Origin of the sequence: Arthrobacter sp. SX1312, assembly GCF_002929295.1 — a bacterium.
GTDB lineage: Bacteria > Actinomycetota > Actinomycetes > Actinomycetales > Micrococcaceae > Arthrobacter_D.
On record NZ_PJIM01000002.1, the window covers coordinates 1,126,603 to 1,151,302 of the forward strand.

Genomic DNA, 24,700 nt, shown 5'->3' on the forward strand with positions numbered 1-24,700 from the left:
CGCAGCTCCTGCTGCGGGGCTCTCGTGTGTCCGGACGCCGGTCCGTACCCTGGCACTCCGTGCCACCGGTGGGCAGGGCCGGCGGACGGCCGTGCTCGATCATCGCGAGTGCACGGCACTGCGGGTCAGGGCCGGTGTGCTCCCGTGGTGCCCGGTCCGGCGTCGTCGTTGCCGTTGCCGTCGTGCTTGTCGTCCTGTGCCGGCTTGTTCTTCCCGGCGTCGCGGGTCTTCGCCTCGCGCTCCTTCTCCTCCTGCTCGCGGCGTCGCCGCTCCTGCTCGCGGGCCTGCTGCCATCGCTGGGTCTCGAGGTTCTGCAGGAAGGCGGGATCGTCGTCGGGGGCCGTCGGCTGGCGGGGTGCCGGGCGGCGCGGACCCGGGGGCCGTTCGCTGCGCGGACGGCCGAACAGGAACCACATGCCCGCTCCGATGAGCGGCAGGAGCAGGATGGTGATGAACCACGCGGTCTTCGAGATGCTCCGCACTTCGTGTTTTCGGCTCAGGACGCAGTCGATGAGCGCGTAGATGATGACGGCGACTCCGAGGATCGCGGCGAACAGCAGGAGGCGGGGCATGCGCCAATTGTAGGCGAGTAAACTCGGAGAGTGGCCTTCCTCAAATTCACCGCCCTCCGACTGCTCCTGATCGTCGCCTTCTATGTGGCGTGCGTCCTGCTGGGGCTCGGGCTCTTCCTCTCGGCGGTCGTGGCCGCCGTCCTCGCGTGGTGCGTGACCTACCTGTTCGCCCGGGATCTCCGGGATGCCGCCGCGGCCACCCTGCAGCGCCGCATGGCACCGGGCGCCCCTCCGGTCCGGACGGCCGTCGAGCTCGACGACGCCGCCGCCGAGGACGCACTGGACCCCAACACGCCCGTCAACGCCGATCGAAAGCCCCGCCGCGACGCCGCCTGAGCGAACACGCCCGTCGAGCCGACCGCCCGCCGCACCCTGATGCCGTGTGACCCGCGTGATGCCGAGGGTCGTGGTGTCGCCGTCGTGATCGGGTCGACTGCTAGGCGAGGGCCCGCGTGATCACGATGCCCGCCGCGAACAGGATGCTGAACGCCAGGCTGATCAGCCCCGTCTGCTTGAGGACGGGGATCAGGCTCATGCGCTGGGTGCCCGTGAGCATCAGGCGGCTCGGCACGAGGCAGGCCGGGACGAGCAGCAGGACCAGCAGCATCCACGGGTACTCGCCGCTCAGCAACAGCGGCAGCAGGACGGCGGCGGCGAGCATCACCACGTAGCCGACCCGCGCGGCCTTGTCGCCGAGCCTCACGGCCAGGGTCTTCTTCCCCACGGCGGTGTCGGTCGGGATGTCCCGGACGTTGTTGGCCATCAGCAGGGCCGTGGCGATCAGTCCCGTGCTCACTGAGCCGATCCACGCGGCCGCACTGAGCCCACCCGCCTGCGTGAACGTGGTACCGAGGGTCGCCACCAGTCCGAAGAACACGAAGACGAACACGTCGCCCAGCCCGAGATAGCCGTACGGGTTCTTGCCGCCCGTGTAGCCCCACGCGGCGGCGATGCAGCCCGCGCCGACGAGCAGCAGGAACCACGCCTGCGACAGCACGATCAGGACCAGCCCGGCGAGCACGGCGAGACCGAAGCAGGCGAACGCGGCGAGCTTCACCTGCCGGGGCCGGGCCGCGCCCGACCCCGTCAGGCGCAGCGGACCCACCCGGACGTCGTCCGTGCCGCGGATGCCGTCCGAGTAGTCGTTGGCATAGTTCACGCCGACCTGCAGCAGCACCGACACGATCAACGCGAGCGTCGCATGGAGGGGCCTGAAGGAACCGAGCCCGACGGCGGCAGCGCTTCCGACGATCACGGGGGCGAAGGCCATCGGCAGGGTGCGGGGGCGGGCTCCTTCGAGCCACTGGGCGGCAGTCGCCACGGGTCAGTCCTTCAGGTCGGGTAGGTGGTGCGGGGTGTCCGTCGAACGCCTAGGCGCGTTCGAGGAGCGTATGGATGGTCCGGCGATCGGGCTTCCCGCCCGGGAGCAGGGGAAGGGCGTCGAGCGCCACGATGGCCTTGGGAACGGCGTGCGCCCCCAGTTCGACGTGGACGGCCTGCCGGATGACGTCGGCGTCGACATCGCCGACGATCGCCGCGGCGACAGCCGTGCCCCACTCCTCGCTGCGGATCCCGAGCACCATGGCCTGTTCGACGCCGGGCAGGGCCTGGATGACGTCGGAGACCCTCGTCGCCGAGACCTTCAGGGCACCGGTGATGATGACGTCGTCGAGCCGGCCGTGCACCGTCACGGAGTCGTCCGTCGCCACTTCTCCGGCGTCATCGGTCACGAACCAGCGCTGACCGGAATTGAAGACGAACTTCTCCTCGGTGGTCCCTGGTGCGTCGAGATATCCGTCGGCGAGGACCGGGCCGCCGATGCGCAGGCGGCCCTCCACCGAGCGGAGCTCGACGCCGTCCAGCGGCGTCCCGTCGTAGACGCACCCGCCGCAGGTCTCGCTCATGCCGTAGGTCTCGACGATCTTCAGGTCCTGGCTGCGGGCGAGGGACCGCAGGGACGCCCCGGCCGGCGCTCCGCCGAGCAGAATGGCGTCGAAGCGCCGCAGGAGGCGGAGCGTCTCGGGCGACGGGCGGGCCAGCAATCGGTGGAGCTGCGTGGGAACCAGGGAGGTGAACCGTACGCGGTCGGTCAGCTCGGCTGCGGCGTCGGTGAAGGCCTGCGGCGTGAACCCCGCGGAGGTGTCCATGACCCAGGGCTGCGTCCCGGCATACAGGGAGCGTACGAGGACCTGGAAGCCCGCGACGTAGTGCACCGGCAGCGTGAGGAGCCACTGGCCCTCCGCCTTCAGGGCGAACGCGGTGCCCATGGCCGAGGCCGCGAGCGCGTCGACACTGAGCATGGTCTGCTTGGGGGTCCCGGTCGATCCCGAGGTGCTGATGACCGCCGCGATGTCGTCGTTGGGCAGTTCCCCGGAGAACACCTGATCGGGCATCACGTGCGGGGCGACGGCTGGACCATCACCGGCGAGGGCAGCGGCGAGGGGCTTGAGCAGTCCGAGGGCGTCGAAGCCGTCGGGGGTGTGCACGGGGAGGAGTTCCACGCCGCTCCTAGAAGTAGTAGGGGAAGGAGGACCAGTCCGGGGAGCGCTTCTCGAGGAACGCCTCCTTGCCCTCCACCGCCTCATCCGTCATGTAGGCGAGGCGGGTCGCCTCACCTGCGAAGACCTGCTGGCCGGCGAGGCCGTCGTCCGCGAGGTTGAAGGCGAACTTGAGCATCCTCAGGGCCTGCGGGCTCTGGCGGGCGATGTCCGCGGCGTACGCGAGGGCGGTCACCTCGAGTTCCGCATGGTCGACGGCCTCGTTGACCGCGCCCATCTCCACCATGTCCCGCGCGGAATATTCGCGGGCGAGGAAGAAGATCTCCCGCGCCTTCTTCTGGCCGATCTGCCGGGCCAGGAGGGCGGAGCCGTAGCCGGCGTCGAAGCTGCCCACGGTGGCGTCCGTCTGCTTGAACCTGCCGTGCTGCGCCGAGGCGATGGTCAGGTCCGCGACGACGTGCAGGCTGTGCCCACCGCCGGCGGCCCACCCGTTGACGACGGCGATGACCACCTTCGGCATGGTGCGGATCAGCCGTTGCACCTCGAGGATGTGGAGCCGCCCGGCCCGCGCCGGGTCGATCGTCTCCCTCGTCTCGCCCTCCGCGTACCGATAGCCGTCGCGGCCACGGATCCGTTGGTCGCCCCCCGAACAGAACGAGTGGCCGCCGTCGCGCGGGCTGGGCCCGTTGCCCGTGAGCAGGACGGTGGCGACGTCGGGCGTCATGCGGGCGTGGTCGAGGGCCCGGTAGAGCTCGTCGACGGTCCCGGGCCGGAACGCGTTGCGTACCTCGGGGCGGTCGAAGGCGATCCTCACGGTGGGCAGGTCGCGGACGATCCCGCCGTCGGCGTCGCGCTCCACCTGGCGGTGGTACGTGAGGTCCGTGAACTCCTCGAAGCCCGTGACGACCCGCCAGCGGGTGGGGTCGAAGATGTCGGATACCTTGGCAGGGAGCTCTGAAGTCACCCGTCGAGTCTAGCGGCGCGGGCCCGGCCGGGTGCCGCGGCCCTCGCCCGTCAGGCGATGCAGAACTCGTTGCCCTCGGGATCGAGCATGACGTACCAGGCGTGCGGACCCTGGGAGTGCTGCTCCACGTACCGCGCACCCCGCGCCTCGAGCCGCGCCCGCTGGGCATCACGGTCGGCGCCGGCCAGGTTGACGTCGAGATGTACGCGATTCTTGGTGATCTTCGGTTCGGGCACCGGCTGGAAGAGGATGCGCTCACGCCCCGGGCGGCCGACGTCGTCCGCCCGGCAGATGGCGGTGCCGTCCTTCCAGACGCGCGTGCCGTTGTGCGTGATGACGTCCGACTCCCGCGCGTAACCCTCCGCGATCATTCGGTCGAGGAACGCCTCGTCGGTCGGTTCGACGACCCAGTCGAGCGTCTCCGCCCACCAGTCCGCCTGGGCGTGGGGATCCCTGCAGTCGATCGAGACCTGGATGGAGAAAGACATGACGGAAGGCTAGGACCTCCGGCGCAGGATGGGAAGGGTGGTGGGATCGCACCGTCTCGCGTCGGCGGCCCGGCCTGCGCGCCGGGGGATTGCTACGCTTTCGGCCATGGACGCCGTTCCGCTCTTCGGAAACGACCTCACGGTCGATGCCCCTGCTCCCGGACCGGCGGCACCAGACGCCCCGTGGGAGGGCGCGGTGAACGCACGGGACCTCGGGGGTATCGAAGGATCCATCCAGCCGGGCAGGCTCTACCGGATGGGCCGGAGCGAGTGGCTCACAGAGGCGGGGTGGCGTCAGGCCTGGGAGCAGGGCGTCCGGACCGTCGTCGATCTGCGGCACCCTTCCGAGCTCGGCCGCCGGGGAACGGACCCGCTCGTCCACCCGCGCGCCGTCGACCGGTTCGTTCTCCTCAACCTCCCGACGGAGGACCCGTCGGACGAGGAATTCATGGCGCTCTGCGGGCCGTATCTCAGCTCGCCGGAGCACTACGGCGAGAACCTCAGGCGATGGCCGGAGAAGTTCGCCCGCGTGGCCCGCGCGTTCGTGACGGCTCCCGCCGGGGGAGTGGTGATCCATTGCGCCGCCGGGAGGGACCGTACGGGACTCGTGGTCGCCCTGCTGCTCAGCGCGGCGGGAATAGGGCCCGCGGCGACCAGCGCCGACTACGCGCGGGCCGTCACCGCCATGAATGAGCGGTACCGCGGCCAGGAGACGCCGCGCGAGACGCCGAGGACGGAGGACGAACTCGCGGTGTGGCTCACGCGCGCAGGGAGGCAGCTCGAGGACCTGCTGTCATCGTTCGACGCCGTGCGCTACCTCCGCGACGCCGGCCTGACGGCGACGGAACTCGCCGCCCTGAAGGCACGCCTGACGCACCCGTCCTGGCCCGGCTAGCGCTGGAGCTGCGAGAAGTTCACGGAGCTGCGCACGGCGGGGAAGTAGCCGGACCGGTAGCCCTCGGCAGTAGGGTGCAGGTTGTCGGCGGCGCCGGGCTCGAAGGTGATCCAGGGGTCCGTGGAGCCGAGCCCGTGCCCTTCGAACTTCTGCACCAGGTCCACGAACGTGAAGCCGTGCGCCTCGGCCCGGCTCCTGATCACGGTGTTCACGGCGTCCGTGCCCTCGTTGAACGCGGTCTGCGAGGCGACGGGCAGGAGGACGGGCGTCTCCTCCTCGGGGGAGAAAAGATGCGGATAGCCGGTGACCACCACGGTTGCACAGGGTGCCGCGGAACCGATGGTGCCGTACAGCGCGTCGAGGGCGCGCTCCAGCGCCGGCAGGGCCGTGGCGTTCTGGACGGCGATGAACTGCTCGCACTCCGCGGTGGGACGGGTGGCACACACTCCGGCGACCTGCCCGAAGCCCGCATCGTTGCCGCCTGCGGAGACGGTGACGAGGTCCGTGGACGGGGAGAGGGCGCCCGAGGCGACGGCGCGTGCCACCTGCTCCGGCAGGTCCAGGGCGCCGCCGGGCTCCACGGCCACCGTGGCGCCGGCGCAGGTGGCGTCGGCCACCAGATCCACCTGCTTCTTCGTGTCGAGGATCCCGGGCAGTCCGAGGGGCGTCTGGCCGCACGCATTCACGTAGGACCCGGCGCCGAACCCCGAGGCGTACGAGTCCCCGAGCGCCACATAGGACAGCGGTGTCGGCGGGGCGGCCGCCACGGGGCCGGCGGTGCCCCCGATCAGGGCTGCCGCGGCAGCCGCGGCGAGGGCGACGAGCCTGGGCCGGATCCCGGTGGAGTGCTGTGCGAGGTTCATGGGCTCACGGTACCGGGGATCGGGCGGTCCAGCAGCAGGTTCGTGATGCGCAGCGTGCACAGGCGCCGACCGGCGTCGTCGGTGATCAGCACCTCGTGCGTGGTGAGGGTCCGGCCGAGGTGGATCGGCGTCGCGGTGACGGTGACGGTGCCGTCCCTCACGCTCCGGTGGTGGGTCGCGGACACATCGACGCCTACCGCCGTCCTGCCGAGGGTGGACGCGTGGATCACGGCAGCCCAGGACCCCACGGCCTCACCCACGGCGAGGGACGCACCGCCGTGGAGGAGCCCGAAGGACTGGCGGTTCCCCTCGACGGGCATGGTCGCGACCACCCGCTCGACCGACTGTTCGACGATGGCGACTCCCATCCGCTCGTCCAGCTCTCCGAGGGTGATGGTCCAGGGCGGTAGGGGTTCATGCGTCACGGCGTGCTGCTCCTGGGTCCGGGTTCGTGGGTCGTCCGCCACTCTAGCGCCGCGCGGCCCCGCCTCCAGCAGCGCTCCCGTTCGACGGCCTCCCCATCATCCTCATCGGCCGGCCGTGGACACGGCGCCGTCCCGCGACGCCGAGACGGCGCCGACACCCCTCACCACGATCACGCAGCCCATGGTCGGGATGGCCGTCCGGGCGGGGACGATGCTCCCCGAGGAGATCGAGGCCCCGGGCTCGCACCCGGAGCCCGTCATCTACTCGACGGAGCTCGTCGAGCGGGCCGGCACCGCCGTCGCGCCCACCGCGTCCGCGGCAAACGCGTAGTCCCAGGCGATGTCGCGCCAGCGCGAATAGCGGCCGCTGGCGCCGCCGTGGCCGCCGTCCATCTCGGTCTTCAGCACGATCGGTTCGGTGCCCGTGGTGGTCTCGCGCAGCTGGGCCACCCACTTCGCGGGCTCCACGTAGAGCACCCGCGTGTCGTTGAAGCTCGTCACCGCGGCGATGCGCGGATAGGGCACGGGGCGCACGCTCTCGTAGGGCGTGTACTCCTTCATGTACCGGTACACCGCCGGGTCCGTGATCGGGTTGCCCCATTCCTCCCACTCGAGCGCGGAGAGCGGCAACTCCGGGTCGAGGATCGTCGTGAGGGCGTCCACGAAGGGCACCTGCGCCACGATCGCCCGGTACTTCTCCGGGGCGAGGTTCGCGACGGCGCCCATGAGCAGCCCTCCCGCGGACCCGCCCATCGCCGCGACCCGGCCGGCGTCCACCCATCCCGAGGTGCCGAGGTAGGTCGTGGCGTCCACGAAGTCCGTGAACGTGTTCTTCTTGGCGAGCTTCTTGCCCTGCTCGTACCAGCTGCGGCCCATCTCGCCGCCGCCGCGGATGTGCGCGACGACGAAGACGATGCCCCGGTCCAGCAGGGAGAGCCGGGCGATGGAGAACGCCGGGTCCATGCTGACCTCGTAGCTGCCGTACGCGTAGATCAGGGCCGGGTTGGACCCGTCCCGGGCGAGGTCCGCGCGGCGGATCACGGACAGCGGGATCAGCGTGCCGTCCGCGGCCGGCGCCCAGTGCCGTTCGGCGACGTAGTCGGCGGGGTCGTAGCCGCCGCGCACCTCGGTCTCCTTCCGCAGCTCCAGCGCGCCGTCCTCCAGCACGTAGTCGTAGACGCGCGGCGGCGTGAGGTAGGAGGTGTAGGAGAGGCGGATGATCGGGGAGTCGAACTCGGCGTTGGCGAGGTTGCTCGTGAACAGCTCCTCGTCGAAGCCGGGTTCCGCCGGCACGCCCTGCGCCGGCGTCCCGAGACCCACCAGGGGCAGGACCTGCACGCGCTCGATGGTGTCCTTGCGCACCGACAGGACGAGGTGGGTGCGGGTGACGGTGGCACCCTCGACGCGGACGGCGTCGTCGTGCGCGACGACCGTCGTCCACGCCTGCTCGGCGAGCGGTTTGGCGAACTCGCCAGCCGCCACCAGGCTCACCATCGAGTTCTTCGCGTCGCGGTCGTGCGTGAGCAGGTAGTACGGTGCGCCGTCGACGGTCACGGGCTCGGCGTCGTACAGGATGCGCTCGTCGCGGGAGAGCAGCGTGGTCAGCCCCCGCTCCGGCGTGGCGAGGTCCAGGACGCGGTACTCGCTGTACTCGGAGCACCCGATGCTGATGAGCAGCTGCGTGCGGTCCGCGGACACCTCGAAGCCGGTCCACAGGGCCACGTCGTCCTCCTGGAACACGACGTCGTCCTCCTCGACGGGCGTGCCCAGCGTGTGCGCGCGCACCTGGTAGGGGCGCCAGGAGTCGTCGACGACGGTGTAGTAGACCCGCGCGCCGTCCGGGGAGAAGGCCAGGCCGTAGAAGACGTTCGGCACGGCGTCCGGCAGCAGTTCCCCGGTCCCGAGGTTCTTGATGCGCAGCGTGAAGCGCTCGTCGCCGGCGTTGTCCTCGCTGTAGGCGAGCAGCGTGCCGTCCTCGGTGACGGACAGGCCGCCGAGGGAGAAGAACGGCTTGCCCTCGGCGAGTTCGTTGCCGTCGAGCATGATCTGCTCGCCGGGGACAGGCTGCCCGGGGACCACCACGGGCGGCGTCCAGTCGCGGCTGAGATCGCCGGTGTCCTCGGCGGCCACCCGGCACTGGATGCCGTACTGCTTGCCCTCCTCGGTGCGGGAGTAGTACCACCACCCCTTCTTCCGGGCAGGGACGGACAGGTCCGTCTCCTGCGTCCGGTCCCTGATCTCGCCGAAGATGGCCTCGCGCAGCGGCTCCTGGCTGCGGGTGACGGCCTCGGTGTAGGCGTTCTCGCGCTTCAGGTGCTCGATCAGCTCCGGGCTCTCCTTGTCGCGCATCCACTCGTAGTGGTCGACGAACGTGTCCCCGTGGTGGGTGCGCTCGGAGGGCACTTTCCGGGCGGGCGAGGGGAGGGGGATCTCGGTCACGGTGGCGTCAGCGGTCATGGCTTCCATCTTGCCACTGCCGGTCCGCCGCCCCGCCGCCCCGGCCGGTTGACCGTGCTGGGCGGCCGTGCAATTCTGGAGCAGGCCTTTACAGAACGAACGTTCGGTAATTCGTTCGACCGGAGCGGGCCCACCACGACGACGAGGGAGACGAACATGGCCGAGGCTTTCCTGGTGGGTGGTGTCCGCACCCCCGTGGGGCGGTACGGCGGGGCCCTCTCGAGCGTCCGCCCGGACGACCTCGCGGCGCTCGTGCTCTCCGCCGTCGTGCAGCGCGCCGGCCTCGACCCGGCCACTGTGGACGAGGTGATCCTCGGCAACGCCAACGGTGCGGGGGAGGAGAACCGCAACGTCGCACGGCTCGCGTCCCTCCTCGCGGGGTTCCCCGACAGCGTGCCCGGCATCACCGTCAACCGGCTCTGCGCCTCGGGTCTGTCGGCCATCATCATGGCGTCCCACATGGTCAGGGCCGGGGCCGCGGACGTCGTCATCGCCGGCGGGGTCGAGTCCATGAGCCGTGCGCCGTGGGTCATGGAGAAGCCCGCGAAGGCGTTCGCGAAGCCCGGCGCCGTCGTGGACACCTCCATCGGATGGCGCTTCACCAACCCGCTGCTCGCCGCCCGCGACAAGGTCACCTACTCGATGCCCGAGACGGCGGAGGAACTGGCGACGCTGGACCGCATCACGCGCGACGACGCCGACGCCTTCGCGCTCCGGTCCCACCAGCGGGCCCTCGCGGCCATCGACGCCGGGCGCTTCGCGGACGAGATCGTCCCCGTGCAGGTGAACCGCGGCAGGACGTCCTTCTCCGTGGACACCGACGAGGGCCCGCGGGCCGACACGACCCTCGAGGTCCTCGCAGGACTCCGTCCCGTGGTCCGCCCGGACGGCATCGTCACCGCCGGCAACTCGAGCTCCCTGAACGACGGCGCCTCCGCCGTCATCGTCGCCTCGGAGGCGGCGATCGAGCGGTACGGGCTGACGCCGCGTGCCCGGATCCTCGACGGCGCCTCCGCGGGCGTCCCGCCGGAGATCATGGGCATCGGCCCGGTGCCGGCCACGCAGAAGGTGCTCGAGCGCACCGGCCTCACCGTCGCGGAGCTCGGCGCCGTCGAGCTCAACGAGGCGTTCGCGACCCAGTCGCTCGCGTGTATCCGCCGGCTCGGGCTCGACGAGGAGATCGTGAACCGCGACGGCGGGGCGATCGCGCTCGGCCACCCCCTCGGGTCCTCGGGCGCCCGGATCGCCGTCACCCTGCTCGGCAGGCTCGAGCGCGAACTCGCCGGCCCGTCCCGGCGCCTGGGCCTCGCGACCATGTGCGTCGGCGTCGGCCAGGGCACCGCCCTGCTCGTCGAGGCCGTCTGATGCCGTCGTCGCTGAAGCTCACCGACGCACCCGGCCGCCTCGTCGTCGAACTGCACCGGCCGGAGGCCCGCAACGCGATCGACCGCCGGATGGTCGACGAGCTGCACGCCGTGTGCCAGGACCTCGAGGGGTCCCCGCGCACGCTCATCCTCACCGGGTCCGACGGCGTCTTCGCCTCGGGCGCCGACATCGCCGAGCTGCGCGAGCGCCGCCGCGACGACGCCCTGGCCGGCATCAACTCGACGCTCTTCGCGCGCATCGCCTCACTGCCCATGCCCGTCATCGTGGCGCTCGACGGGTTCGCGCTCGGCGGAGGCGCCGAACTCGCGTTCGCGGCGGACTTCCGCCTCGGGACGCCGCGCCTGAGGATCGGCAACCCGGAGACCGGCCTCGGGATCCTCCCCGCCGCCGGGGCCACGTGGCGGCTGAAGGAGCTGGTGGGGGAGCCCCTCGCCCTGGAGATCCTGCTCGCCGGGCGCATCCTCTCCGCCGAGGAGGCCCTCGCCGCGCGCCTCATCACGGAGATCCACGCACCCGAGGGCCTCCTGCCGGCGGCCCACGCGCTCGCCGACCGCATCGCGCGGCAGGACCCGCTCGCCGTCCGCATCACCAAGAGCGTCTTCCACGCACCCCGGGACGCGCACCCGATGATCGACCAGCTGGCGCAGGCCGTCCTCTTCGAGTCCGACGCGAAGTTCGACCGCATGCAGCGATTCCTCGACCGGAAGAAGGGCTCATGAGCAGCGACCCCACCAGCGACCACGGCACGCCCGCGAGCAGGCCCACCGGCCTCCCCGTGCGGGTCGGCGTCCTCGGCGGCGGCCGGATGGGCGCGGGCATCGCCCACGCGTTCTGCCTCGCCGGGTCGAGCGTCGTCGTCGTCGAACGGGACGACGCCGCCGCGGAGGCCGGCCTCGGCCGCGTCACCCGGGCCCTCGCGAACAGCGTCGGACGAGGGACGACGACGGCCCCGCTCGCCGACCTCGAGGCCAGGATCGCCGTGTCCACGGACTACGCGGACTTCGCCGGATGCGGGCTCGTGGTGGAGGCCGTGCCGGAGGACCCCGCCCTGAAGCGGCAGGCGCTCCGCGCCGTCGAGGACGAGCTCGACGACGGCGCCTGGCTCGCCACGAACACCTCCTCCCTCTCCGTCGACGCACTGGCGGGCGCCCTCCAGCGACCCTCCCGTTTCTGTGGGCTCCACTTCTTCAACCCCGTCCCGGCGTCGGCCCTGATCGAGGTGGTCCTCGGCACGGAGACCTCCGCTGAGCTCGAGGAGGCCGCCCGGTCCTGGGTGGCAGCGCTCGGCAAGACGCCCGTCGTCGTCCGCGATTCCCCCGGGTTCGCGAGCTCGCGGCTCGGCGTGGCCATCGCCCTGGAGGCGATGCGCATGCTCGAGGAGGGCGTCGCGACGGCGGAGGACATCGACGCCGCGATGGTCCTCGGCTACCGGCACCCCGTGGGCCCGCTGCGCACCACGGATCTCGTGGGCCTCGACGTCCGCCTCGGCATCGCCGAGTACCTCGAAGCCACGCTCGGCCCCCGCTTCAGCCCGCCCGCGATCCTCCGCGAGAAGGTGGCACGCGGCGAACTCGGCCGCAAGAGCGGACGGGGCTTCTTCGCCTGGGACGACGCCCCGCCGTCGGCCGCCACCGACCAGAACCCATCCCGGCAGCACCAGTGAAAGGCGAGCGGACCATGACAACCGCCCCGGAACGAGTACAGATCGACGTCGTCCCCAGCTTCCTCGAGGACGGCTGGTGGACGCCCGACCGGACCGCCGCGGAGGGCGACGGCACCGTGGTGCGCGACGCCAGCACCGGCGAGGACCTCGCCCTCGTCAGCACGGCCGGCATCGACACCGCCGCCGCCGTCCGCTTCGCGCGCACCACGGGCCAGACGGCCCTCGGCCGGTTCACCTTCCACGAACGCGCGCTGAAGCTCAAGGAGCTCGCGCAGTACCTGAACGCGCAGCGCGAGCCGCTGTACGAGCTGTCGGCGAAGACCGGCGCCACGAGGGTCGACTCGATGGTGGACATCGACGGCGGGATCGGCGTGCTCTTCACGTTCGGGTCGAAGGGACGCCGCGAGCTGCCGAACTCGCACGTGATCGTGGACGGCCCACCCGAGGTGCTGTCGAAGGACGGCTCCTTCCTCGGCACGCACATCCACACGCGCATCCCGGGTGTCGCGGTGCAGATCAACGCGTTCAACTTCCCGGTGTGGGGCATGCTCGAGAAGCTCGCCCCCGCGTTCCTCGCCGGCGTTCCCACGATCGTGAAGCCCGCGACGCCCACCGGGTTCCTGACGGCCGCCGTCGTGAAGCTCATCATCGGCTCCGCCATCCTCCCCGAAGGGTCCCTGCAGCTCGTCTCGGGGCCGGCCCGCGACATCCTCGACCACCTCGACTACCGCGACCTCGTGTCCTTCACCGGCTCGGCGTCCACCGCCAATCACCTCAAGTCCCACCCGTCGGTCGAGCGCGGTGGCGTCCGCTTCACGTGCGAGACCGATTCCCTCAACGCCGCCATCCTCGGACCGGACGCCGTGCCGGGCACCCCGGAGTTCGAGGCCTTCATCAAGTCCCTCGTCACCGAGATGACGGTCAAGGCCGGCCAGAAGTGCACGAGCATCCGCCGGTCCATCGTGCCGGAGAACCTGGTCGACGACGTCGTGCGTGCCGCCGGCGACCGCATCCGCGAGCGGGTGACGCTGGGCGACCCACGGGCCGACGGCGTCACCATGGGCGCGCTCGCGTCCCTCGCGCAGCTCGAGGGCGTGCAGGACGCCGTCCGCGAACTGCTCGACGGCGGGGCCTCCCTGGCGTTCGGCTCACTGGACGCGCCCGACGTCGTGCTCGCCGACAACACGTCCGGGAAAGCACCCGACGGCGCGTTCATGGCGCCGGTGCTGCTCACCTGGAAGGACGTCGAGGCCGGCGCCCTGCACTCCGTGGAGGCGTTCGGGCCGGTCGCGTCCGTCATCGGGTACGACGACCTCGCGCACGCCGTCCGCCTCGCCGCTCTCGGGTCCGGCTCCCTCGTCGCCACGGTGTGCACCAACGACCCCGCGGTGGCGCAGGAGCTCGTGCTCGGGATCGCCGCGCACCACGGCCGCGTCCTCATCCTCAACCGTGAGGACGCCCGCAGTTCCACGGGCCACGGGTCGCCCGTCCCGCACCTCGTGCACGGAGGGCCCGGGCGCGCGGGCGGCGGCGAGGAACTGGGGGGCATGCGTTCGGTGCTGCACCACATGCAGCGCACCGCCGTGCAGGGCTCGCCGAACATGCTCACGAGCATCACGGGGGAGTGGCACACCGGGGCGGACCGCCGGTTCGACGACACCCACCCGTTCCGGAAGGACCTGGCGACGCTCCGCATCGGGGACGCCGTGAAGTCCGGGCTGCGCCGGGTGGCGCTGGAGGACATCGAGGCCTTCGCGCAGACCACGGGGGACACCTTCTACGCGCACACCGACGAGGAGGCGGCGGCCGCGAACCCGTTCTTCCCCGGGATCGTGGCCCACGGGTACCTGCTGCTGTCCTGGGCCGCAGGCCTGTTCGTGGATGCCGCGCCCGGGCCGGTGCTCGCCAACTACGGCCTGGAGAACCTCCGGTTCATCACGCCGGTCGCCGCGGGGGACTCCATCCGCGTGACCCTGACGGCCAAGCGCATCACGCCGCGCGAGACGGACGAGTACGGGGAGGTCGCGTGGGACGCCGTCCTGCACAACCAGGACGACGAGATCGTGGCGACCTACGACGTCCTGACCCTCGTGCGGAAGTAGTCCGCCCCTCGGGCGCATTCGCTGCCGCTGCCGCCCACCGACCCGCAGGTCCCCGTGGGCAGCAGCATCCATGCCCACCGGGACCGCGCAGCCACCGGGTTGTCGTGCGGATATTGCCGCGCGCACGAGCGTCAGGAAGTCGTCCGGTTGCCGCGTCAGCAGGGCATGGGTCACCCGAAGGACCGGGATGCCCCGGGTAGTGAGCAGATTCCAGCGGCGGCGGTCCTCCTCGAACTCGCGGCGGTCGCTGTGGTACTGCCGTCCGTCCGCCTCGATGCCCAGGATGCCGTCGACGTACAGATCGGGCAGGCGATACACGCCGCGGACCGGTCGCAGTACCTCCCCCCGATCCACCGCCTGCCTGAGCCGATAGGGGTGACGCCGGCCGCGACGAGTGTCTTGCTGCGGGCTACTCCGCCGAGCGTTTCCAGTGCAGTGCGGGGGTCCATGAGGGGACCCTGCCCGCACCCGGACCTCATGACCGCATGAGGACGGCCTATGTGGACGAGCACAGGGGACGGGACCCTCGCCGTCCTGCCCACCGGGCCCCGGGAGTGAGTGGGCATGACGCGTGATGCCCATCGAGCACCGCCCGTCAGTGGGCAGGACCGTCGCCGCGGAGCGGAACAGGGAGTGGACGCAGGAGCGGCCAGGCGGTCAGCGCCGGTGCAGGCCGTCGAACACCATGTGGATGACGTCGTCGGAGAGCTTCTCGGCGGTCAGGGGCCCGCCCGGCTTGTACCACTCGACGATCGAGTTGATGGTGCCGAAGATCAGGCGCGTGGTGGTCCTCGGGTCGATGTCCTTCCGGATGGACCCCTCGTGCCGCGCGGCATCGACGAGGGCCGCCACCTCCCGGTCGAAGGCCCGGCGGCGCTCCAGCGCCTCACGCTCGATCTCCGTGTTGCCGCGAAGCCGCAGCAGCAGCGTGACGAAGGGGAGCCGCTCGGTCAGGACGGCGACGGTCCCCCGCAGCACGAACTCGAGCCGGGCATCCGCGGGACCGGTGTGCGCCCGCGGATCCTGCAGCACGGCTTCCAGCCCACCCAGCGCATGATCGAGGGCCAGCCGCAGGAGATCCCCCTTGGACGGCACATGGTGGTAGATCGCGGACTTGCTGATGCCGAGTTCCTCCGCGAGCATCCCCATCGACGTCGCTTCGTAGCCGTGCCGGTTGAAGGCCGAGACCGCGACGGCGAGGACCGACTGCTGGTCGTAGCCGGGGCGTCCGCGCCGGGCAGTGGCGGCAGGGCGGGATCCATCGACGGTCATGCGCTCATTTTTGCACGGCGGTCCGGGCGGTCGAGTGGCAGGGGACGAGCGAGGCATCACTCTTAACGGGTGATAGTTAGCTTGCCTAGTAAGTAGTAGGCTTATTACTATCACCTGCTCCAGTCTGAAAGGGCGCTCCCCGTGCTAACGACCTCCTGGGATCTCCGCCTGCGGGCACTCATCGCCTTCCGTGACAGCGAGGGCCGTGATCCATCATTCAGAGCATCCACTCCGGGCGAGCACCGCATGGCCATGTGGCTCGACGAACAGCGCAAGGCCGCCCGCGCCGGGCGCCTGACGGCCGCGCACCGTGCGAAGCTCTGCGCCGCGGGGGTGCTCTCCGAGGAGCCCGTCGAGCGCGAGCGCACCGGGGCCGCCTGGCTGAAGGTCGAGAGCATCTCCGAGTTCCTCGAGGACGAGGGCCGGCTGCCATCGCTCTCGTCCCCCGCATCCGTCGGGGAGAAGCGGCTCGCCGCCTGGATGAACGCCCAGCTCTCCTCGCGGGCCGTGGAGAACGGACCCGTCCGCGCGTTGCGGGAGATCGTGGCCGGCAGCCAGGGCAGCCGGGACGCGCCGCTGGCCCGGGTCGGCTGACCGCCGCCCTCTGCTGCTCCCCGTCCACGAACCGTGGACCAGGAACACCTTCCGACACCCCGTCGTCCCGGGAACACCGTCCGCGCCGCACAGGCGGGCGCCGCCCCCGGCACGGCCCCGACCGTTGACGGTCCTCGCGCACCCTCCCTATACTGAACGAACGGTCGGTAATTAAACCGGACGTCCAGACGAGCGAGGCAGGCACCATGACGGCGACAGCGATCGACACCCGTGCGGACCACGACGCCGCCGGCGAGAAGGTCTTCAACGACATCATCGCCCGGGACTCCCGGATCGAACCGCGCGACTGGATGCCCGCCGACTACCGCAAGTCGCTGACCCGCCAGATCTCCCAGCACGCGCACTCCGAGATCATCGGCATGCAGCCGGAGGCGAACTGGATCACGCGCGCCCCGTCCCTCAAGCGCAAGGCCGTGCTCATGGCCAAGGTCCAGGACGAGGCCGGGCACGGACTCTACCTGTACTCCGCCGCGGAGACCCTCGGGACCCCGCGCGAAAAGATGACCGAGGACCTGATCGCCGGCAAGGCGCGCTACTCGAGCATCTTCAACTACCCCGTGCTGACCTGGGCGGACATCGGGGCCATCGGCTGGCTCGTGGACGGAGCAGCCATCTGCAACCAGGTGCCCCTATGCCGTGCCTCCTACGGCCCGTACGGGCGTGCGATGGTCCGCATCTGCAAGGAGGAGTCGTTCCACCAGCGGCAGGGCTTCGAGATCCTGCTCGAACTGGCCAACGGCACCCCCGAGCAGCGCGCCATGGCCCAGGACGCCGTCAACCGCTGGTACGCGCCGTCGCTCATGATGTTCGGCCCGCCGGACGAGGATTCCCCCAATTCGCAGAAGTCCATGGAGTGGAACATCAAGCGCTTCTCCAACGACGAGCTGCGGTCCCGCTTCGTCGGCATGATGGTCGAACAGATCAAGGTCCTCGGGCTCGACCTGCCGGACAAGGACGTCCGCTTCGACGAGGGGACCGGCCGGTGGCAGTACGGACCCCTCGACTGGAACGAGTTCAAGGAAGTCCTCGCCGGCCGCGGTCCCTGCAACGCGCAGCGCCTGGAACGACGCCGGGAGGCCCACGAGGAGGGCGCCTGGGTCCGCGACGCCGCCTCGGCCTACGCCGCCCGGCAGGCCGCGAAGCCCACGACGACGAAGGCGGCCTAGGTGACCGGCGGATCGACGACGGGCGACGACGGCGCGACGGCGCCGTCGTCGGGCCTCCACGAGGAGCGCGCGGCCTGGCCGCTCTGGGAAGTCTTCGTGCGGTCCTCGCGCGGCCTCTCCCACGTGCATGCGGGATCGCTCCATGCGCCCGACGCCGAGATGGCCGTCCGCAACGCGCGCGACCTCTACACGCGCCGCAACGAGGGCGTGAGCCTGTGGGTGGTCCCGGCGTCGGCGATCATCACGAGCGATCCCGACGCGAAGGACGCCTTCTTCGAGTCGCCGCAGGGCAAGGACTACCGCCACGCGACGTACTACACGAAGAGCGAGGGAGTGAAGCACCTGTGAGCGAGGCGAACGCCAGTGCCACGCGCATCACGCCGGGCAATGCGCTGCGGCCCGAGGACATCGCCCTCCAGGACGCGAAGCCCGCCGACGCCGTCGCCCGGTACGCACTGGGACTGGGCGACGACGCCCTGATCCTCGCGCAGCGGCTCGGCTGGTGGATCTCCAGGGCGCCCGAACTCGAGGAGGACGTGGCGCTGGCGAACATCGCGCTCGATGAGATCGGGCATGCCCGGTCCTTCCTGACCTACGCCGGCCGCGCCTGGGACAAGACCGAGGACGACCTCGCCTACTTCCGCCGCGAGCCCGAGTTCCGCTCGGTGCACCTCGTGGAGCAGCCCAACGGGGACTTCGCCCGCACCATCGCCCGGCAGTTCGTCGTCGCGCTCTACCAGTGGGAGCTCTACTCCCGCCTCGTCCACTCGAGCGACCCGACCCTCGCCGCGATCGCCGCGAAGGCCGTCAAGGAGGTGGACTACCACCGGGACCACGCCACCCAGTGGGTCCTGCGCCTCGCGCTCGGGACCGAGGAGTCGCGCCGCAGGATGATCGCCGGCCTCCGGCTCACCTGGCCCTATGTGGAGGAACTGTTCACCGACTACCCGCTCATCGACGAGGTGGGCGATGCCGGGGTGCGCCCGAGCGAGCTCCGCGAGTCCTTCGACAGCGCGGTACGGACGGTCCTCACCGAGGCCGAGCTCGAGGTCCCCGCGGTGCCCGGCGCCGTCGGGGGCGGACGCCTCGGGCGCCACAGCGAGCACCTCGGGTACCTGCTCGCCGAGATGCAGGTCCTCGCCCGCGAGCATCCGGGTGCGTCCTGGTGAGCGTGTCCTGATGGGGTCCCCATGGTGACCGGAGCGGACCTGCGGCCCTCGGCGGCCCCCGACGCCGCGGCCTGGGACGTCGCGGCGACGGTCTGCGACCCGGAGATCCCGGTGCTCACCATCGAGGACCTCGGGGTGCTGCGCGCAGCCCACGTGGCGCCGTCGGGACGGGTCGAGGTCGCGATCACCCCCACCTACTCGGGCTGCCCGGCGATGGATGCCATCCGCGACGACGTCACCTCGGCGCTGCACGCGGCGGGCTACGACGACGTCGCCGTCCGGCTCGTGCTCGCGCCCGCCTGGACCACCGACTGGCTGAGCGACGACGGCAAGGCGAAGCTCGCCCGGTACGGCATCGCGCCACCCACGGGCAAGGCCGCCGTCGGGCCGGTGCGCATCGGCCTGAGCGTCAAGTGCCCCCAGTGCTCGTCCCTGAACACCCGCGAACTGACCCGCTTCGGGTCCACCTCCTGCAAGGCGCTGTACGTGTGCAACGACTGCAGGGAACCCTTCGACTACTTCAAGGTGCACTGATGGCCGTTGTCCTCGCCCCCTCCACCAAACGGCGGAGTGCCTTCCACACGCTCACCGTGCGCGGCGTCCGCCGGCTGACGGAGGACGCCGTCGAGGTCACCCTCGACGTCCCTCCCCGCCTGCAGGACGCGTTCGGGTACCTCCCCGGGCAGTACGTGGCGCTGCGCACCACGCTCGACGTCGACGGCGTGCCGCGGGAGGTCCGCCGCAGCTACTCGATCTGCGCCGACCCGCGCCCCGGGGAGCTGCGCGTCGCCGTGAAACGCGACCTCGGCGGTGTCTTCTCCACCTGGGTCAACGAGTCCCTGACGGCGGGGGACACCCTCGAGGTCATGAGCCCGCTCGGGCAGTTCACCCCGCGCACGACGCCGGGGGAGCAGCCCGTCTCGTTCGTCGCCGTCGCCGCCGGGTCCGGCATCACCCCGGTGATCGCGATCGCCCGGTCCATGCTCGCCGGCGGCCCGAACGTACGCTTCGACCTCGTCTACGCCAACCGGGCCGCGATGGACGTCATGTTCCTCGAGGAACTCGCCGACCTCAAGGACCGCTACCCCGCCCGCTTCGCGGTGCACCACGTCCTGTCCCGCGAGCAGCGCATCTCGCCCCTGCTCTCGGGCAGGATCGACGCCGAGAAACTCGAGGGCCTGCTCGGCACGGTCATCGCCACCGACCGCGTGGACGAGTGGTTCCTCTGCGGACCGTTCGAGCTCGTCCAGCTCTGCCGGGACTTCCTCACCGAGCGCGGGGTGCCCGCGGAGAAGGTGCGCTTCGAGCTGTTCACGACCGGCGAACCCACCCGGCCGGAGGGCAGCCACGGACGCCCGGTGGTGGCGGCGGACAACGGGGAGAACTACACCATCTCCTTCAACCTGGACGGCCTGCAGGGCTCGGTGCAGAGCCCCACCCACGCCCGCGAGTCGATCCTCAACGCCGCCCTCAGGGTGCGCCCCGACGTGCCGTTCGCGTGCGCCGGCGGGGTGTGCGGGACGTGCCGGGCGAAGCTCGTCCAGGGGACCGTGGCGATGGAGGAGAACTACGCGCTCGAACCCGACGAGGTCGCCGCAGGGTTCGTCCTCACCTGCCAGGCCCACCCCACGAGCGACGCCGTCGCCGTCGACTACGACGCCTGAGAGGCAGCCATGACCATCCCCTCCACCGCGACGCCGTCGGGCAGTGAACCCTCCGCCGGCATGATCCGCCTCAGCATCGACGGCGGGGTCGCCGAGGTGGTGCTGGACGCGCCGTACCGGCTCAACGCCGTCGACGAGCAGGCGCTCGCCGAGCTCGCCGACGCCTACGACGCCGCCGCCGCCGGCGTGCGCGACGGCACCGTCCGTGCGCTCGTGCTGCGCGGGGAGGGGCGCGCCTTCTGTGCGGGCCGGGATCTCGGGTCCATCGAACCCGGGGCCGACGACGCCTTCGGGTTCCTCGACGCCACGCTCACCCCGCTGCTGCGGAAGATGGCGGACTTCCCGGCTCCGACCTTCGCGGCGGCGCAGGGCGCGTGCCTCGGCGTCGGCCTGGGCCTGCTGCTCGCGACGGACGTCGTGTACGTCGCGGAGTCCGCGAAGATCGGTTCGCCGTTCGTCGCCCTCGGGCTGGCACTGGACTCCGGCGGGCACTGGCTGTTCACCGAGCGGCTCGGTCCGCACCGGGCCCTGGACCTGATGTACACGGGGGACCTCATGACCGGAGCGGAGGCGGTGGCCGGCGGACTATTCAGCCGCGCCGTGCCTGCCGGGGAGCTGCTCGAGTTCACCCGGGCGAAGGCTGCGCGGGCGGCGACCGGTCCGCTGCAGGCGCTCGTCGCCTCGAAGCAGCTCGTCGCGCGGATCCGTGACGAGCGGCTCGGACTGTGGCAGGCCGTCAGCGGCGAGAACGACGTCCAGGGTGTGCTCGGGGCATCGGACGACTACCGCGAGGGCCTCCAGGCGTTCCGGGAGAAGCGGGCGCCGCGCTTCGGCGCCTGAGCCCCCGGTGTGGCCGTCGGCGGCTACCGGGACCCGCGGCGCGTGAGGACCAGGTGCACGACCCCCGACGGGGAGGGGGTCGCCTCGATCCCGAAGCGCCCCTCGAGCCCTTCGAGGCCGTCCCACAGGCGTTCGCCCCTGCCCAGGACGATCGGTACGACGACGACGTGCAGGTGATCGATGAGGTCGGCCTCGAGGAACTGCCGGACCGTGATGGCGCCGCCGCCGATCCGGACGTCGAGGCCCCCGGCCAGGTCGCGGGCCTGTTCCAGTGCGGAGGCGGGCTTGGCGTCGACGAAGTGGAAGGTCGTCCCGCCATCCATCTCGAGGACCGGTCGGGGGTGGTGCGTCAGGACCACGACGGGGGTGTGGAAGACGGGGTTCCCGCCCCACCAGCCCTTCCATTCCTCGTCCTCCCAGGGGCCGCGGTGGGGGCCGAACTTGTTCCTCCCCATGATCTCCACCCCGATCCCTGGCCCCCACGCGGCGGCGAAGGCATCGTCGACGCCGGAGGAACCCGGGCCCTCCCCGTGGAGGCCCATCGCGCGGAAGGTGCGGGTCCCGATCGCCCACTCCATGAGCCGTGAGCCCGCATGGCCGAACGGGGCCTCGAGGGTCTGGCCCTCGCCGGTGGCGAAGCCGTCGAGGGAGACGGAGAAGTTGTGGACACGGACGAGGGACATGGGATCTCCTTGTGCAGTGCACGGCCAGCGGGTGATGACCATGCTCCACGGCGGGTCAGCGCGTGTCCAGATCCTCGAAGACGAGGAACGTCTGGGTGTCGAGGACGCCGGGCATCGACTGCAGCTGGTCGAAGATGACCCGTCGCAGCCCCACGTTGTCCTCCGCCCGCACCAGGAGGATGACGTCGAAGTCCCCGCCGACCAGTGCGATGTGGTGGATCTCCGGGACGCTGCGCAGCCTGTCGCGGAGCTCGCGCCAGGAGTGCTGCCGCACCTTGAGGGTCACGTAGGCGGAGGACCGGAGGCCGGCCTTGGCCGGGTCGATGATCGCCGTGAACCGCGTCAGCACGCCGTCCTCGGTCAGCTTCGCGATGCGGGAGTAGGCGTGTGCCCGCGAGATGTGCACACGCTCGGCCACCGAGGTCACGGACTGGCGCCCGTCCCGCGTGAGTTCGGCGAGGATCTTCCGATCGACGTCGTCGAGCACTCCGTCCACCACGTGTCCACGCTCCTTCGCGTAATCCAGCTCACACTGCCGATTCGTCCAAAGAATACCGCGTTCGTTGAACGAATATCCACACTTCGCCGACTTCGTGGATACAAAAGATGCCGGCTGGCCATACTGGTTCCACACAGCATCCAGTGCCGGAGCTACCGCTCCGCGCCGAGAATGGAAGGCCGCTACGGCGGCTGGTGATGGAGGCGGAATGAGTACGGCAACGAATGAGGGCCGCAACGGCATGCTGGGCGGTGCACCCGGGGGCGGAGCGCGCGACGGCGGCACGACGCCGGACAGCGCCCTGCTCCCGTCGGTGGAGCCCGTGCAGCTGGTGGACCCGGACGGTCATCACCACACCGACGAGCGTTACCCGCTCCCCGACGGGGACCGGCTGCTCGACGCCTACGGCCGCCTCATCGCCGGCCGCCGCATCAACGACCAGGCCAACGCCCTCGTCCGCCAGGGCCGGATGGCCGTCTACCCCTCCTCCCACGGCCAGGAGGCCTGCCAGGTCGCCGCCGCCGTGGTCCTCGGTGCGGAGGACTGGCTCTTCCCGACCTACCGGGACACGGTCGCCGTCATCACGCGCGGCGTCGACCCGCTCCAGGTCCTCACGCTGCTCCGCGGCGACTGGCACGGCGGCTACGACCCGCACGAGCACCGCGTCGCCACCCAGGCCACGCCGCTGGCCACGCAACTCCTCCACGCCGTCGGCGTGGCCCATGCCGCCAAGCTGCGCGGCGAGTCGACCGTCGTCCTCGCCATGTGCGGTGACGGCGCGACCAGCGAGGGCGACTTCCACGAGGCCCTGAACTTCGCTGCCGTGTTCCACGTCCCCGTCGTGTTCTTCGTCCAGAACAACGAGTTCGCGATCTCGGTGCCGCTCAGGAGCCAGAGCGTCGCACCGTCCCTCGCCCACAAGGCCATCGGGTACGGCATGCCCGGTGAGCGCGTGGACGGCAACGACCTCGCCGCGCTCCTCGCCGTGCTCGGAAGCGCCGTGGACCGGGCGCGCGACGGTGGCGGCCCCACCCTCGTCGAAGCACACACCTACCGGATGCAGGCGCACACCAACGCGGACGACGCGACGCGCTACCGTTCCGCCGACGACGTCGAGCGCTGGGTGCCGAAGGATCCGATCACCCGCCTGCGCACCTACCTGCGCGCGCTGGACCTGCTGACGGTCGAGTTGGAGCGGGCCCTGGCCGACGAGGCGGACGCGATCGCCGCCGCCATCCGGAAGGGACTCAACACGGAGGTCACAGTGAACCCTGCGGAACTGTTCGAGTACGTGTACACGGAGAAGACGACGCAGCTGCGCGAGCAGGCAGAGCAGCTTCGCGAGGAACTGGCGCGCGACGCCGCCGGCACAGGAACCCCCACGTCAGACACGAAGGCGGACCGACCATGACGCAGACCACGGAGGCACCCACCGGGGGCGTGGCGGACCGGACCGGCGCCGTGCCGGGGAAACGCGTGACGTCCACCTTCGCCAGGGCCCTCAATGCCGCGCTCGCGGACTCGATGGCGGCCGATGCCTCCGTACTGATGTTCGGCGAGGACGTCGGACCGCTCGGCGGCGTCTTCCGCATCACGGACGGCCTGACGGCCCGCTTCGGCGAGGAGCGCTGCTTCGACACCCCCCTCGCGGAGGCCGGCATCATGGGCATGGCCATCGGCATGGCGATGAACGGCATGAAGCCCGTCGTCGAGATGCAGTTCGACGCCTTCGCCTATCCGGCCTTCGAGCAGGTGGTCAGCCACGTCGCGAAGATGCCGAACCGTACGAAGGGCAGGGTCCGCCTGCCCCTCGTCATCCGGATCCCGTACGCCGGCGGGATCGGCGGCGTGGAGCACCACTGTGATTCCTCGGAGGCCTACTACGCGCACACCCCCGGCCTCACGGTCCTGGCCCCCGCGACCGTCCGCGACGCCTACTTCATGCTGCGCGAGGCGATCGCGTCCCCGGACCCCGTGGTGTTCCTGGAACCGAAGAAGCTGTACTGGTCCAAGGAGGAGGTGGACCTCGCCGAGCTGCGCAGGACCTTCGAGGCCGGCCAGGCGCCCCGACGCATCGGCAAGGCCGTCGTCGCCCGCCCCGGGACCGATGCGACCCTCATCAGCTACGGCCCGTCCGTGCCGACGGCGCTCGCCGCGGCCGCTGCGGCCGCCGAGGAGGGCCGGTCCATCGAGGTCATCGACCTCCGCTCCATCGTGCCGTTCGACGACGAGACCGTCTGCGCCAGCGTCCGACGGACCGGCCGCGCCGTCGTCGTCGCGGAGGCTCCGGGCTTCGTGTCGGTGGCGTCGGAGATCGTGGCCCGGGTGCAGGAGCGCTGCTTCCATTCCCTCGCCGCCCCCGTGCTCCGCGTGACCGGGTTCGACATCCCGTATCCCTCGCCGAAGCTCGAACATTTCTACCTGCCGAGCGTCGACCGCATCCTCGACGCCGTGGACGACCTGCAGTGGGAGGACTGAC

At 71.1% G+C, this 24,700-nt stretch carries 27 protein-coding genes; 16 read left to right on the forward strand and 11 right to left on the reverse strand.

Going from position 1 to position 24,700, the window contains the following annotated elements; translation table 11 throughout:
* Positions 1-125: 125 nt before the first annotated feature.
* Positions 126-572, reverse strand: a complete 447-nt coding sequence (locus CXQ92_RS12805; RefSeq protein ID WP_104168063.1) for a PLD nuclease N-terminal domain-containing protein — start codon at positions 570-572, stop codon at positions 126-128.
* A gap of 30 nt (positions 573-602) precedes the next feature.
* Between CXQ92_RS12805 and CXQ92_RS12810 the strand changes: the two genes are divergently transcribed.
* Positions 603-908, forward strand: coding sequence for a DUF4229 domain-containing protein (locus tag CXQ92_RS12810; protein ID WP_104168064.1), 306 nt, complete (start codon positions 603-605; stop codon positions 906-908).
* A gap of 100 nt (positions 909-1,008) precedes the next feature.
* On the opposite strand, the gene CXQ92_RS12815 is transcribed toward CXQ92_RS12810, so the two are convergent.
* Genes CXQ92_RS12815 through CXQ92_RS12830 form a run of 4 tightly spaced genes read right to left on the reverse strand, consistent with a single transcriptional unit; the run spans position 1,009 to position 4,522 of the window.
* Complete coding sequence (locus CXQ92_RS12815; protein WP_104168065.1) at positions 1,009-1,893, reverse strand: 1,4-dihydroxy-2-naphthoate polyprenyltransferase; 885 nt, start codon at positions 1,891-1,893, stop codon at positions 1,009-1,011.
* 49 nt (positions 1,894-1,942) lie between these two features.
* A complete protein-coding gene (locus CXQ92_RS12820) occupies positions 1,943-3,073 on the reverse strand; it encodes an AMP-binding protein (RefSeq protein ID WP_258069902.1) in 1,131 nt (376 codons plus the stop codon).
* 7 nt (positions 3,074-3,080) lie between these two features.
* Positions 3,081-4,034: a 1,4-dihydroxy-2-naphthoyl-CoA synthase gene (locus CXQ92_RS12825; RefSeq protein WP_104168067.1), complete on the reverse strand. Its 954-nt coding sequence runs from the start codon at positions 4,032-4,034 to the stop codon at positions 3,081-3,083.
* A 50-nt stretch (positions 4,035-4,084) separates the two neighbouring features.
* A complete protein-coding gene (locus CXQ92_RS12830) occupies positions 4,085-4,522 on the reverse strand; it encodes a VOC family protein (protein ID WP_104168068.1) in 438 nt (145 codons plus the stop codon).
* 106 nt (positions 4,523-4,628) lie between these two features.
* Between CXQ92_RS12830 and CXQ92_RS12835 the strand changes: the two genes are divergently transcribed.
* Positions 4,629-5,417 (forward strand): tyrosine-protein phosphatase, encoded by a 789-nt coding sequence (locus tag CXQ92_RS12835; RefSeq protein ID WP_181033652.1) that lies wholly within the window; start codon positions 4,629-4,631, stop codon positions 5,415-5,417.
* Here CXQ92_RS12835 and CXQ92_RS12840 read toward each other — a convergent pair.
* Together CXQ92_RS12840 and CXQ92_RS12845 are read right to left on the reverse strand one after the other, a co-directional pair.
* On the reverse strand, positions 5,414-6,280 hold the full coding sequence (locus tag CXQ92_RS12840; RefSeq protein WP_104168070.1) for an SGNH/GDSL hydrolase family protein: 867 nt from the start codon (positions 6,278-6,280) through the stop codon (positions 5,414-5,416). The two genes, CXQ92_RS12835 and CXQ92_RS12840, sit on opposite strands and share 4 nt — an antisense overlap.
* Positions 6,277-6,648, reverse strand: a complete 372-nt coding sequence (locus CXQ92_RS12845; RefSeq protein WP_258069934.1) for a hotdog fold thioesterase — start codon at positions 6,646-6,648, stop codon at positions 6,277-6,279. Before CXQ92_RS12845 ends, CXQ92_RS12840 begins: the two co-directional genes overlap by 4 nt.
* 172 nt (positions 6,649-6,820) lie before the next feature.
* Between CXQ92_RS12845 and CXQ92_RS12850 the strand changes: the two genes are divergently transcribed.
* Entirely contained in the window at positions 6,821-7,036 is a 216-nt protein-coding gene (locus CXQ92_RS12850) for a hypothetical protein (protein WP_104168071.1), read from the forward strand.
* Here the strand turns inward: CXQ92_RS12850 and CXQ92_RS12855 are convergent.
* A complete protein-coding gene (locus CXQ92_RS12855; protein WP_104168072.1) occupies positions 6,967-9,162 on the reverse strand; it encodes a S9 family peptidase in 2,196 nt (731 codons plus the stop codon). The two genes, CXQ92_RS12850 and CXQ92_RS12855, sit on opposite strands and share 70 nt — an antisense overlap.
* A gap of 156 nt (positions 9,163-9,318) precedes the next feature.
* Here CXQ92_RS12855 and CXQ92_RS12860 point away from each other — a divergent pair, with 156 nt between their 5' ends.
* Genes CXQ92_RS12860 through paaZ form a run of 4 tightly spaced genes read left to right on the forward strand, consistent with a single transcriptional unit; the run spans position 9,319 to position 14,313 of the window.
* Complete coding sequence (locus CXQ92_RS12860; protein ID WP_104168073.1) at positions 9,319-10,527, forward strand: acetyl-CoA C-acyltransferase; 1,209 nt, start codon at positions 9,319-9,321, stop codon at positions 10,525-10,527.
* The gene (locus tag CXQ92_RS12865; protein WP_104168074.1) at positions 10,527-11,267 is read left to right on the forward strand and encodes an enoyl-CoA hydratase/isomerase family protein; all 741 of its coding nucleotides are present in this window, start codon (positions 10,527-10,529) and stop codon (positions 11,265-11,267) included. Before CXQ92_RS12860 ends, CXQ92_RS12865 begins: the two co-directional genes overlap by 1 nt.
* Entirely contained in the window at positions 11,264-12,211 is a 948-nt protein-coding gene (locus CXQ92_RS12870) for a 3-hydroxyacyl-CoA dehydrogenase family protein (RefSeq protein ID WP_104168075.1), read from the forward strand. The genes CXQ92_RS12865 and CXQ92_RS12870 overlap by 4 nt, the downstream gene beginning before the upstream one ends.
* Positions 12,212-12,225: 14 nt before the next feature.
* Positions 12,226-14,313, forward strand: a complete 2,088-nt coding sequence (gene paaZ / locus CXQ92_RS12875) for a phenylacetic acid degradation bifunctional protein PaaZ (RefSeq protein WP_104168076.1) — start codon at positions 12,226-12,228, stop codon at positions 14,311-14,313.
* Between the two features lie 657 nt (positions 14,314-14,970).
* Here paaZ and CXQ92_RS12885 read toward each other — a convergent pair.
* Positions 14,971-15,699: a TetR/AcrR family transcriptional regulator gene (locus tag CXQ92_RS12885; protein WP_306738593.1), complete on the reverse strand. Its 729-nt coding sequence runs from the start codon at positions 15,697-15,699 to the stop codon at positions 14,971-14,973.
* A gap of 27 nt (positions 15,700-15,726) precedes the next feature.
* Between CXQ92_RS12885 and CXQ92_RS12890 the strand changes: the two genes are divergently transcribed.
* The 7 genes from CXQ92_RS12890 (at position 15,727) to CXQ92_RS12920 (ending at position 21,039) form a co-directional block, all read left to right on the forward strand.
* Entirely contained in the window at positions 15,727-16,179 is a 453-nt protein-coding gene (locus CXQ92_RS12890; RefSeq protein WP_146067467.1) for a helicase associated domain-containing protein, read from the forward strand.
* Between the two features lie 206 nt (positions 16,180-16,385).
* Positions 16,386-17,366 (forward strand): 1,2-phenylacetyl-CoA epoxidase subunit PaaA, encoded by a 981-nt coding sequence (gene paaA / locus CXQ92_RS12895; protein WP_104168080.1) that lies wholly within the window; start codon positions 16,386-16,388, stop codon positions 17,364-17,366.
* Positions 17,367-17,714 carry a 1,2-phenylacetyl-CoA epoxidase subunit PaaB gene (gene paaB / locus CXQ92_RS12900; RefSeq protein ID WP_104168081.1) on the forward strand — a complete coding sequence of 116 codons (348 nt, stop codon included), beginning with the start codon at positions 17,367-17,369 and terminating at the stop codon, positions 17,712-17,714.
* A complete protein-coding gene (gene paaC / locus CXQ92_RS12905) occupies positions 17,711-18,535 on the forward strand; it encodes a 1,2-phenylacetyl-CoA epoxidase subunit PaaC (RefSeq protein WP_104168082.1) in 825 nt (274 codons plus the stop codon). The genes paaB and paaC overlap by 4 nt, the downstream gene beginning before the upstream one ends.
* A gap of 21 nt (positions 18,536-18,556) precedes the next feature.
* The gene (gene paaD / locus CXQ92_RS12910) at positions 18,557-19,069 is read left to right on the forward strand and encodes a 1,2-phenylacetyl-CoA epoxidase subunit PaaD (protein WP_104168083.1); all 513 of its coding nucleotides are present in this window, start codon (positions 18,557-18,559) and stop codon (positions 19,067-19,069) included.
* A complete protein-coding gene (gene paaE / locus CXQ92_RS12915; RefSeq protein WP_104168084.1) occupies positions 19,069-20,199 on the forward strand; it encodes a 1,2-phenylacetyl-CoA epoxidase subunit PaaE in 1,131 nt (376 codons plus the stop codon). The genes paaD and paaE overlap by 1 nt, the downstream gene beginning before the upstream one ends.
* 60 nt (positions 20,200-20,259) lie before the next feature.
* Positions 20,260-21,039 carry an enoyl-CoA hydratase/isomerase family protein gene (locus CXQ92_RS12920; protein WP_104168256.1) on the forward strand — a complete coding sequence of 260 codons (780 nt, stop codon included), beginning with the start codon at positions 20,260-20,262 and terminating at the stop codon, positions 21,037-21,039.
* A gap of 23 nt (positions 21,040-21,062) precedes the next feature.
* On the opposite strand, the gene CXQ92_RS12925 is transcribed toward CXQ92_RS12920, so the two are convergent.
* Positions 21,063-21,722, reverse strand: a complete 660-nt coding sequence (locus CXQ92_RS12925; protein ID WP_104168085.1) for a dihydrofolate reductase family protein — start codon at positions 21,720-21,722, stop codon at positions 21,063-21,065.
* A gap of 55 nt (positions 21,723-21,777) precedes the next feature.
* Positions 21,778-22,221 carry an Lrp/AsnC family transcriptional regulator gene (locus tag CXQ92_RS12930; RefSeq protein WP_043441957.1) on the reverse strand — a complete coding sequence of 148 codons (444 nt, stop codon included), beginning with the start codon at positions 22,219-22,221 and terminating at the stop codon, positions 21,778-21,780.
* 241 nt (positions 22,222-22,462) lie between these two features.
* On the opposite strand from CXQ92_RS12930, the gene pdhA reads away from it, so the two are divergent.
* Both pdhA and CXQ92_RS12940 read left to right on the forward strand, forming a co-directional pair.
* Positions 22,463-23,632 carry a pyruvate dehydrogenase (acetyl-transferring) E1 component subunit alpha gene (pdhA, locus tag CXQ92_RS12935; protein WP_258069936.1) on the forward strand — a complete coding sequence of 390 codons (1,170 nt, stop codon included), beginning with the start codon at positions 22,463-22,465 and terminating at the stop codon, positions 23,630-23,632.
* Entirely contained in the window at positions 23,629-24,699 is a 1,071-nt protein-coding gene (locus CXQ92_RS12940) for an alpha-ketoacid dehydrogenase subunit beta (protein ID WP_104168087.1), read from the forward strand. Before pdhA ends, CXQ92_RS12940 begins: the two co-directional genes overlap by 4 nt.
* The last annotated feature ends 1 nt before the right edge of the window (position 24,700 follow it).

Coding starts and splice junctions, on each gene's coding strand:
- CXQ92_RS12805 (WP_104168063.1), bottom strand. CDS start 572: ATGCCCCGCCTCCTGCTGTTCGCCGCGATCCTCGGAGTCGCCGTCATC.
- CXQ92_RS12830 (WP_104168068.1), bottom strand. CDS start 4,522: ATGTCTTTCTCCATCCAGGTCTCGATCGACTGCAGGGATCCCCACGCC.
- CXQ92_RS12835 (WP_181033652.1), top strand. CDS start 4,629: ATGGACGCCGTTCCGCTCTTCGGAAACGACCTCACGGTCGATGCCCCT.
- CXQ92_RS12840 (WP_104168070.1), bottom strand. CDS start 6,280: ATGAACCTCGCACAGCACTCCACCGGGATCCGGCCCAGGCTCGTCGCC.
- CXQ92_RS12845 (WP_258069934.1), bottom strand. CDS start 6,648: ATGGGAGTCGCCATCGTCGAACAGTCGGTCGAGCGGGTGGTCGCGACC.
- CXQ92_RS12855 (WP_104168072.1), bottom strand. CDS start 9,162: ATGACCGCTGACGCCACCGTGACCGAGATCCCCCTCCCCTCGCCCGCC.
- CXQ92_RS12860 (WP_104168073.1), top strand. CDS start 9,319: ATGGCCGAGGCTTTCCTGGTGGGTGGTGTCCGCACCCCCGTGGGGCGG.
- CXQ92_RS12865 (WP_104168074.1), top strand. CDS start 10,527: ATGCCGTCGTCGCTGAAGCTCACCGACGCACCCGGCCGCCTCGTCGTC.
- CXQ92_RS12870 (WP_104168075.1), top strand. CDS start 11,264: ATGAGCAGCGACCCCACCAGCGACCACGGCACGCCCGCGAGCAGGCCC.
- paaZ (WP_104168076.1), top strand. CDS start 12,226: ATGACAACCGCCCCGGAACGAGTACAGATCGACGTCGTCCCCAGCTTC.
- paaA (WP_104168080.1), top strand. CDS start 16,386: ATGACGGCGACAGCGATCGACACCCGTGCGGACCACGACGCCGCCGGC.
- paaD (WP_104168083.1), top strand. CDS start 18,557: ATGGTGACCGGAGCGGACCTGCGGCCCTCGGCGGCCCCCGACGCCGCG.
- paaE (WP_104168084.1), top strand. CDS start 19,069: ATGGCCGTTGTCCTCGCCCCCTCCACCAAACGGCGGAGTGCCTTCCAC.
- CXQ92_RS12920 (WP_104168256.1), top strand. CDS start 20,260: ATGATCCGCCTCAGCATCGACGGCGGGGTCGCCGAGGTGGTGCTGGAC.
- CXQ92_RS12925 (WP_104168085.1), bottom strand. CDS start 21,722: ATGTCCCTCGTCCGTGTCCACAACTTCTCCGTCTCCCTCGACGGCTTC.
- pdhA (WP_258069936.1), top strand. CDS start 22,463: ATGCTGGGCGGTGCACCCGGGGGCGGAGCGCGCGACGGCGGCACGACG.
- CXQ92_RS12940 (WP_104168087.1), top strand. CDS start 23,629: ATGACGCAGACCACGGAGGCACCCACCGGGGGCGTGGCGGACCGGACC.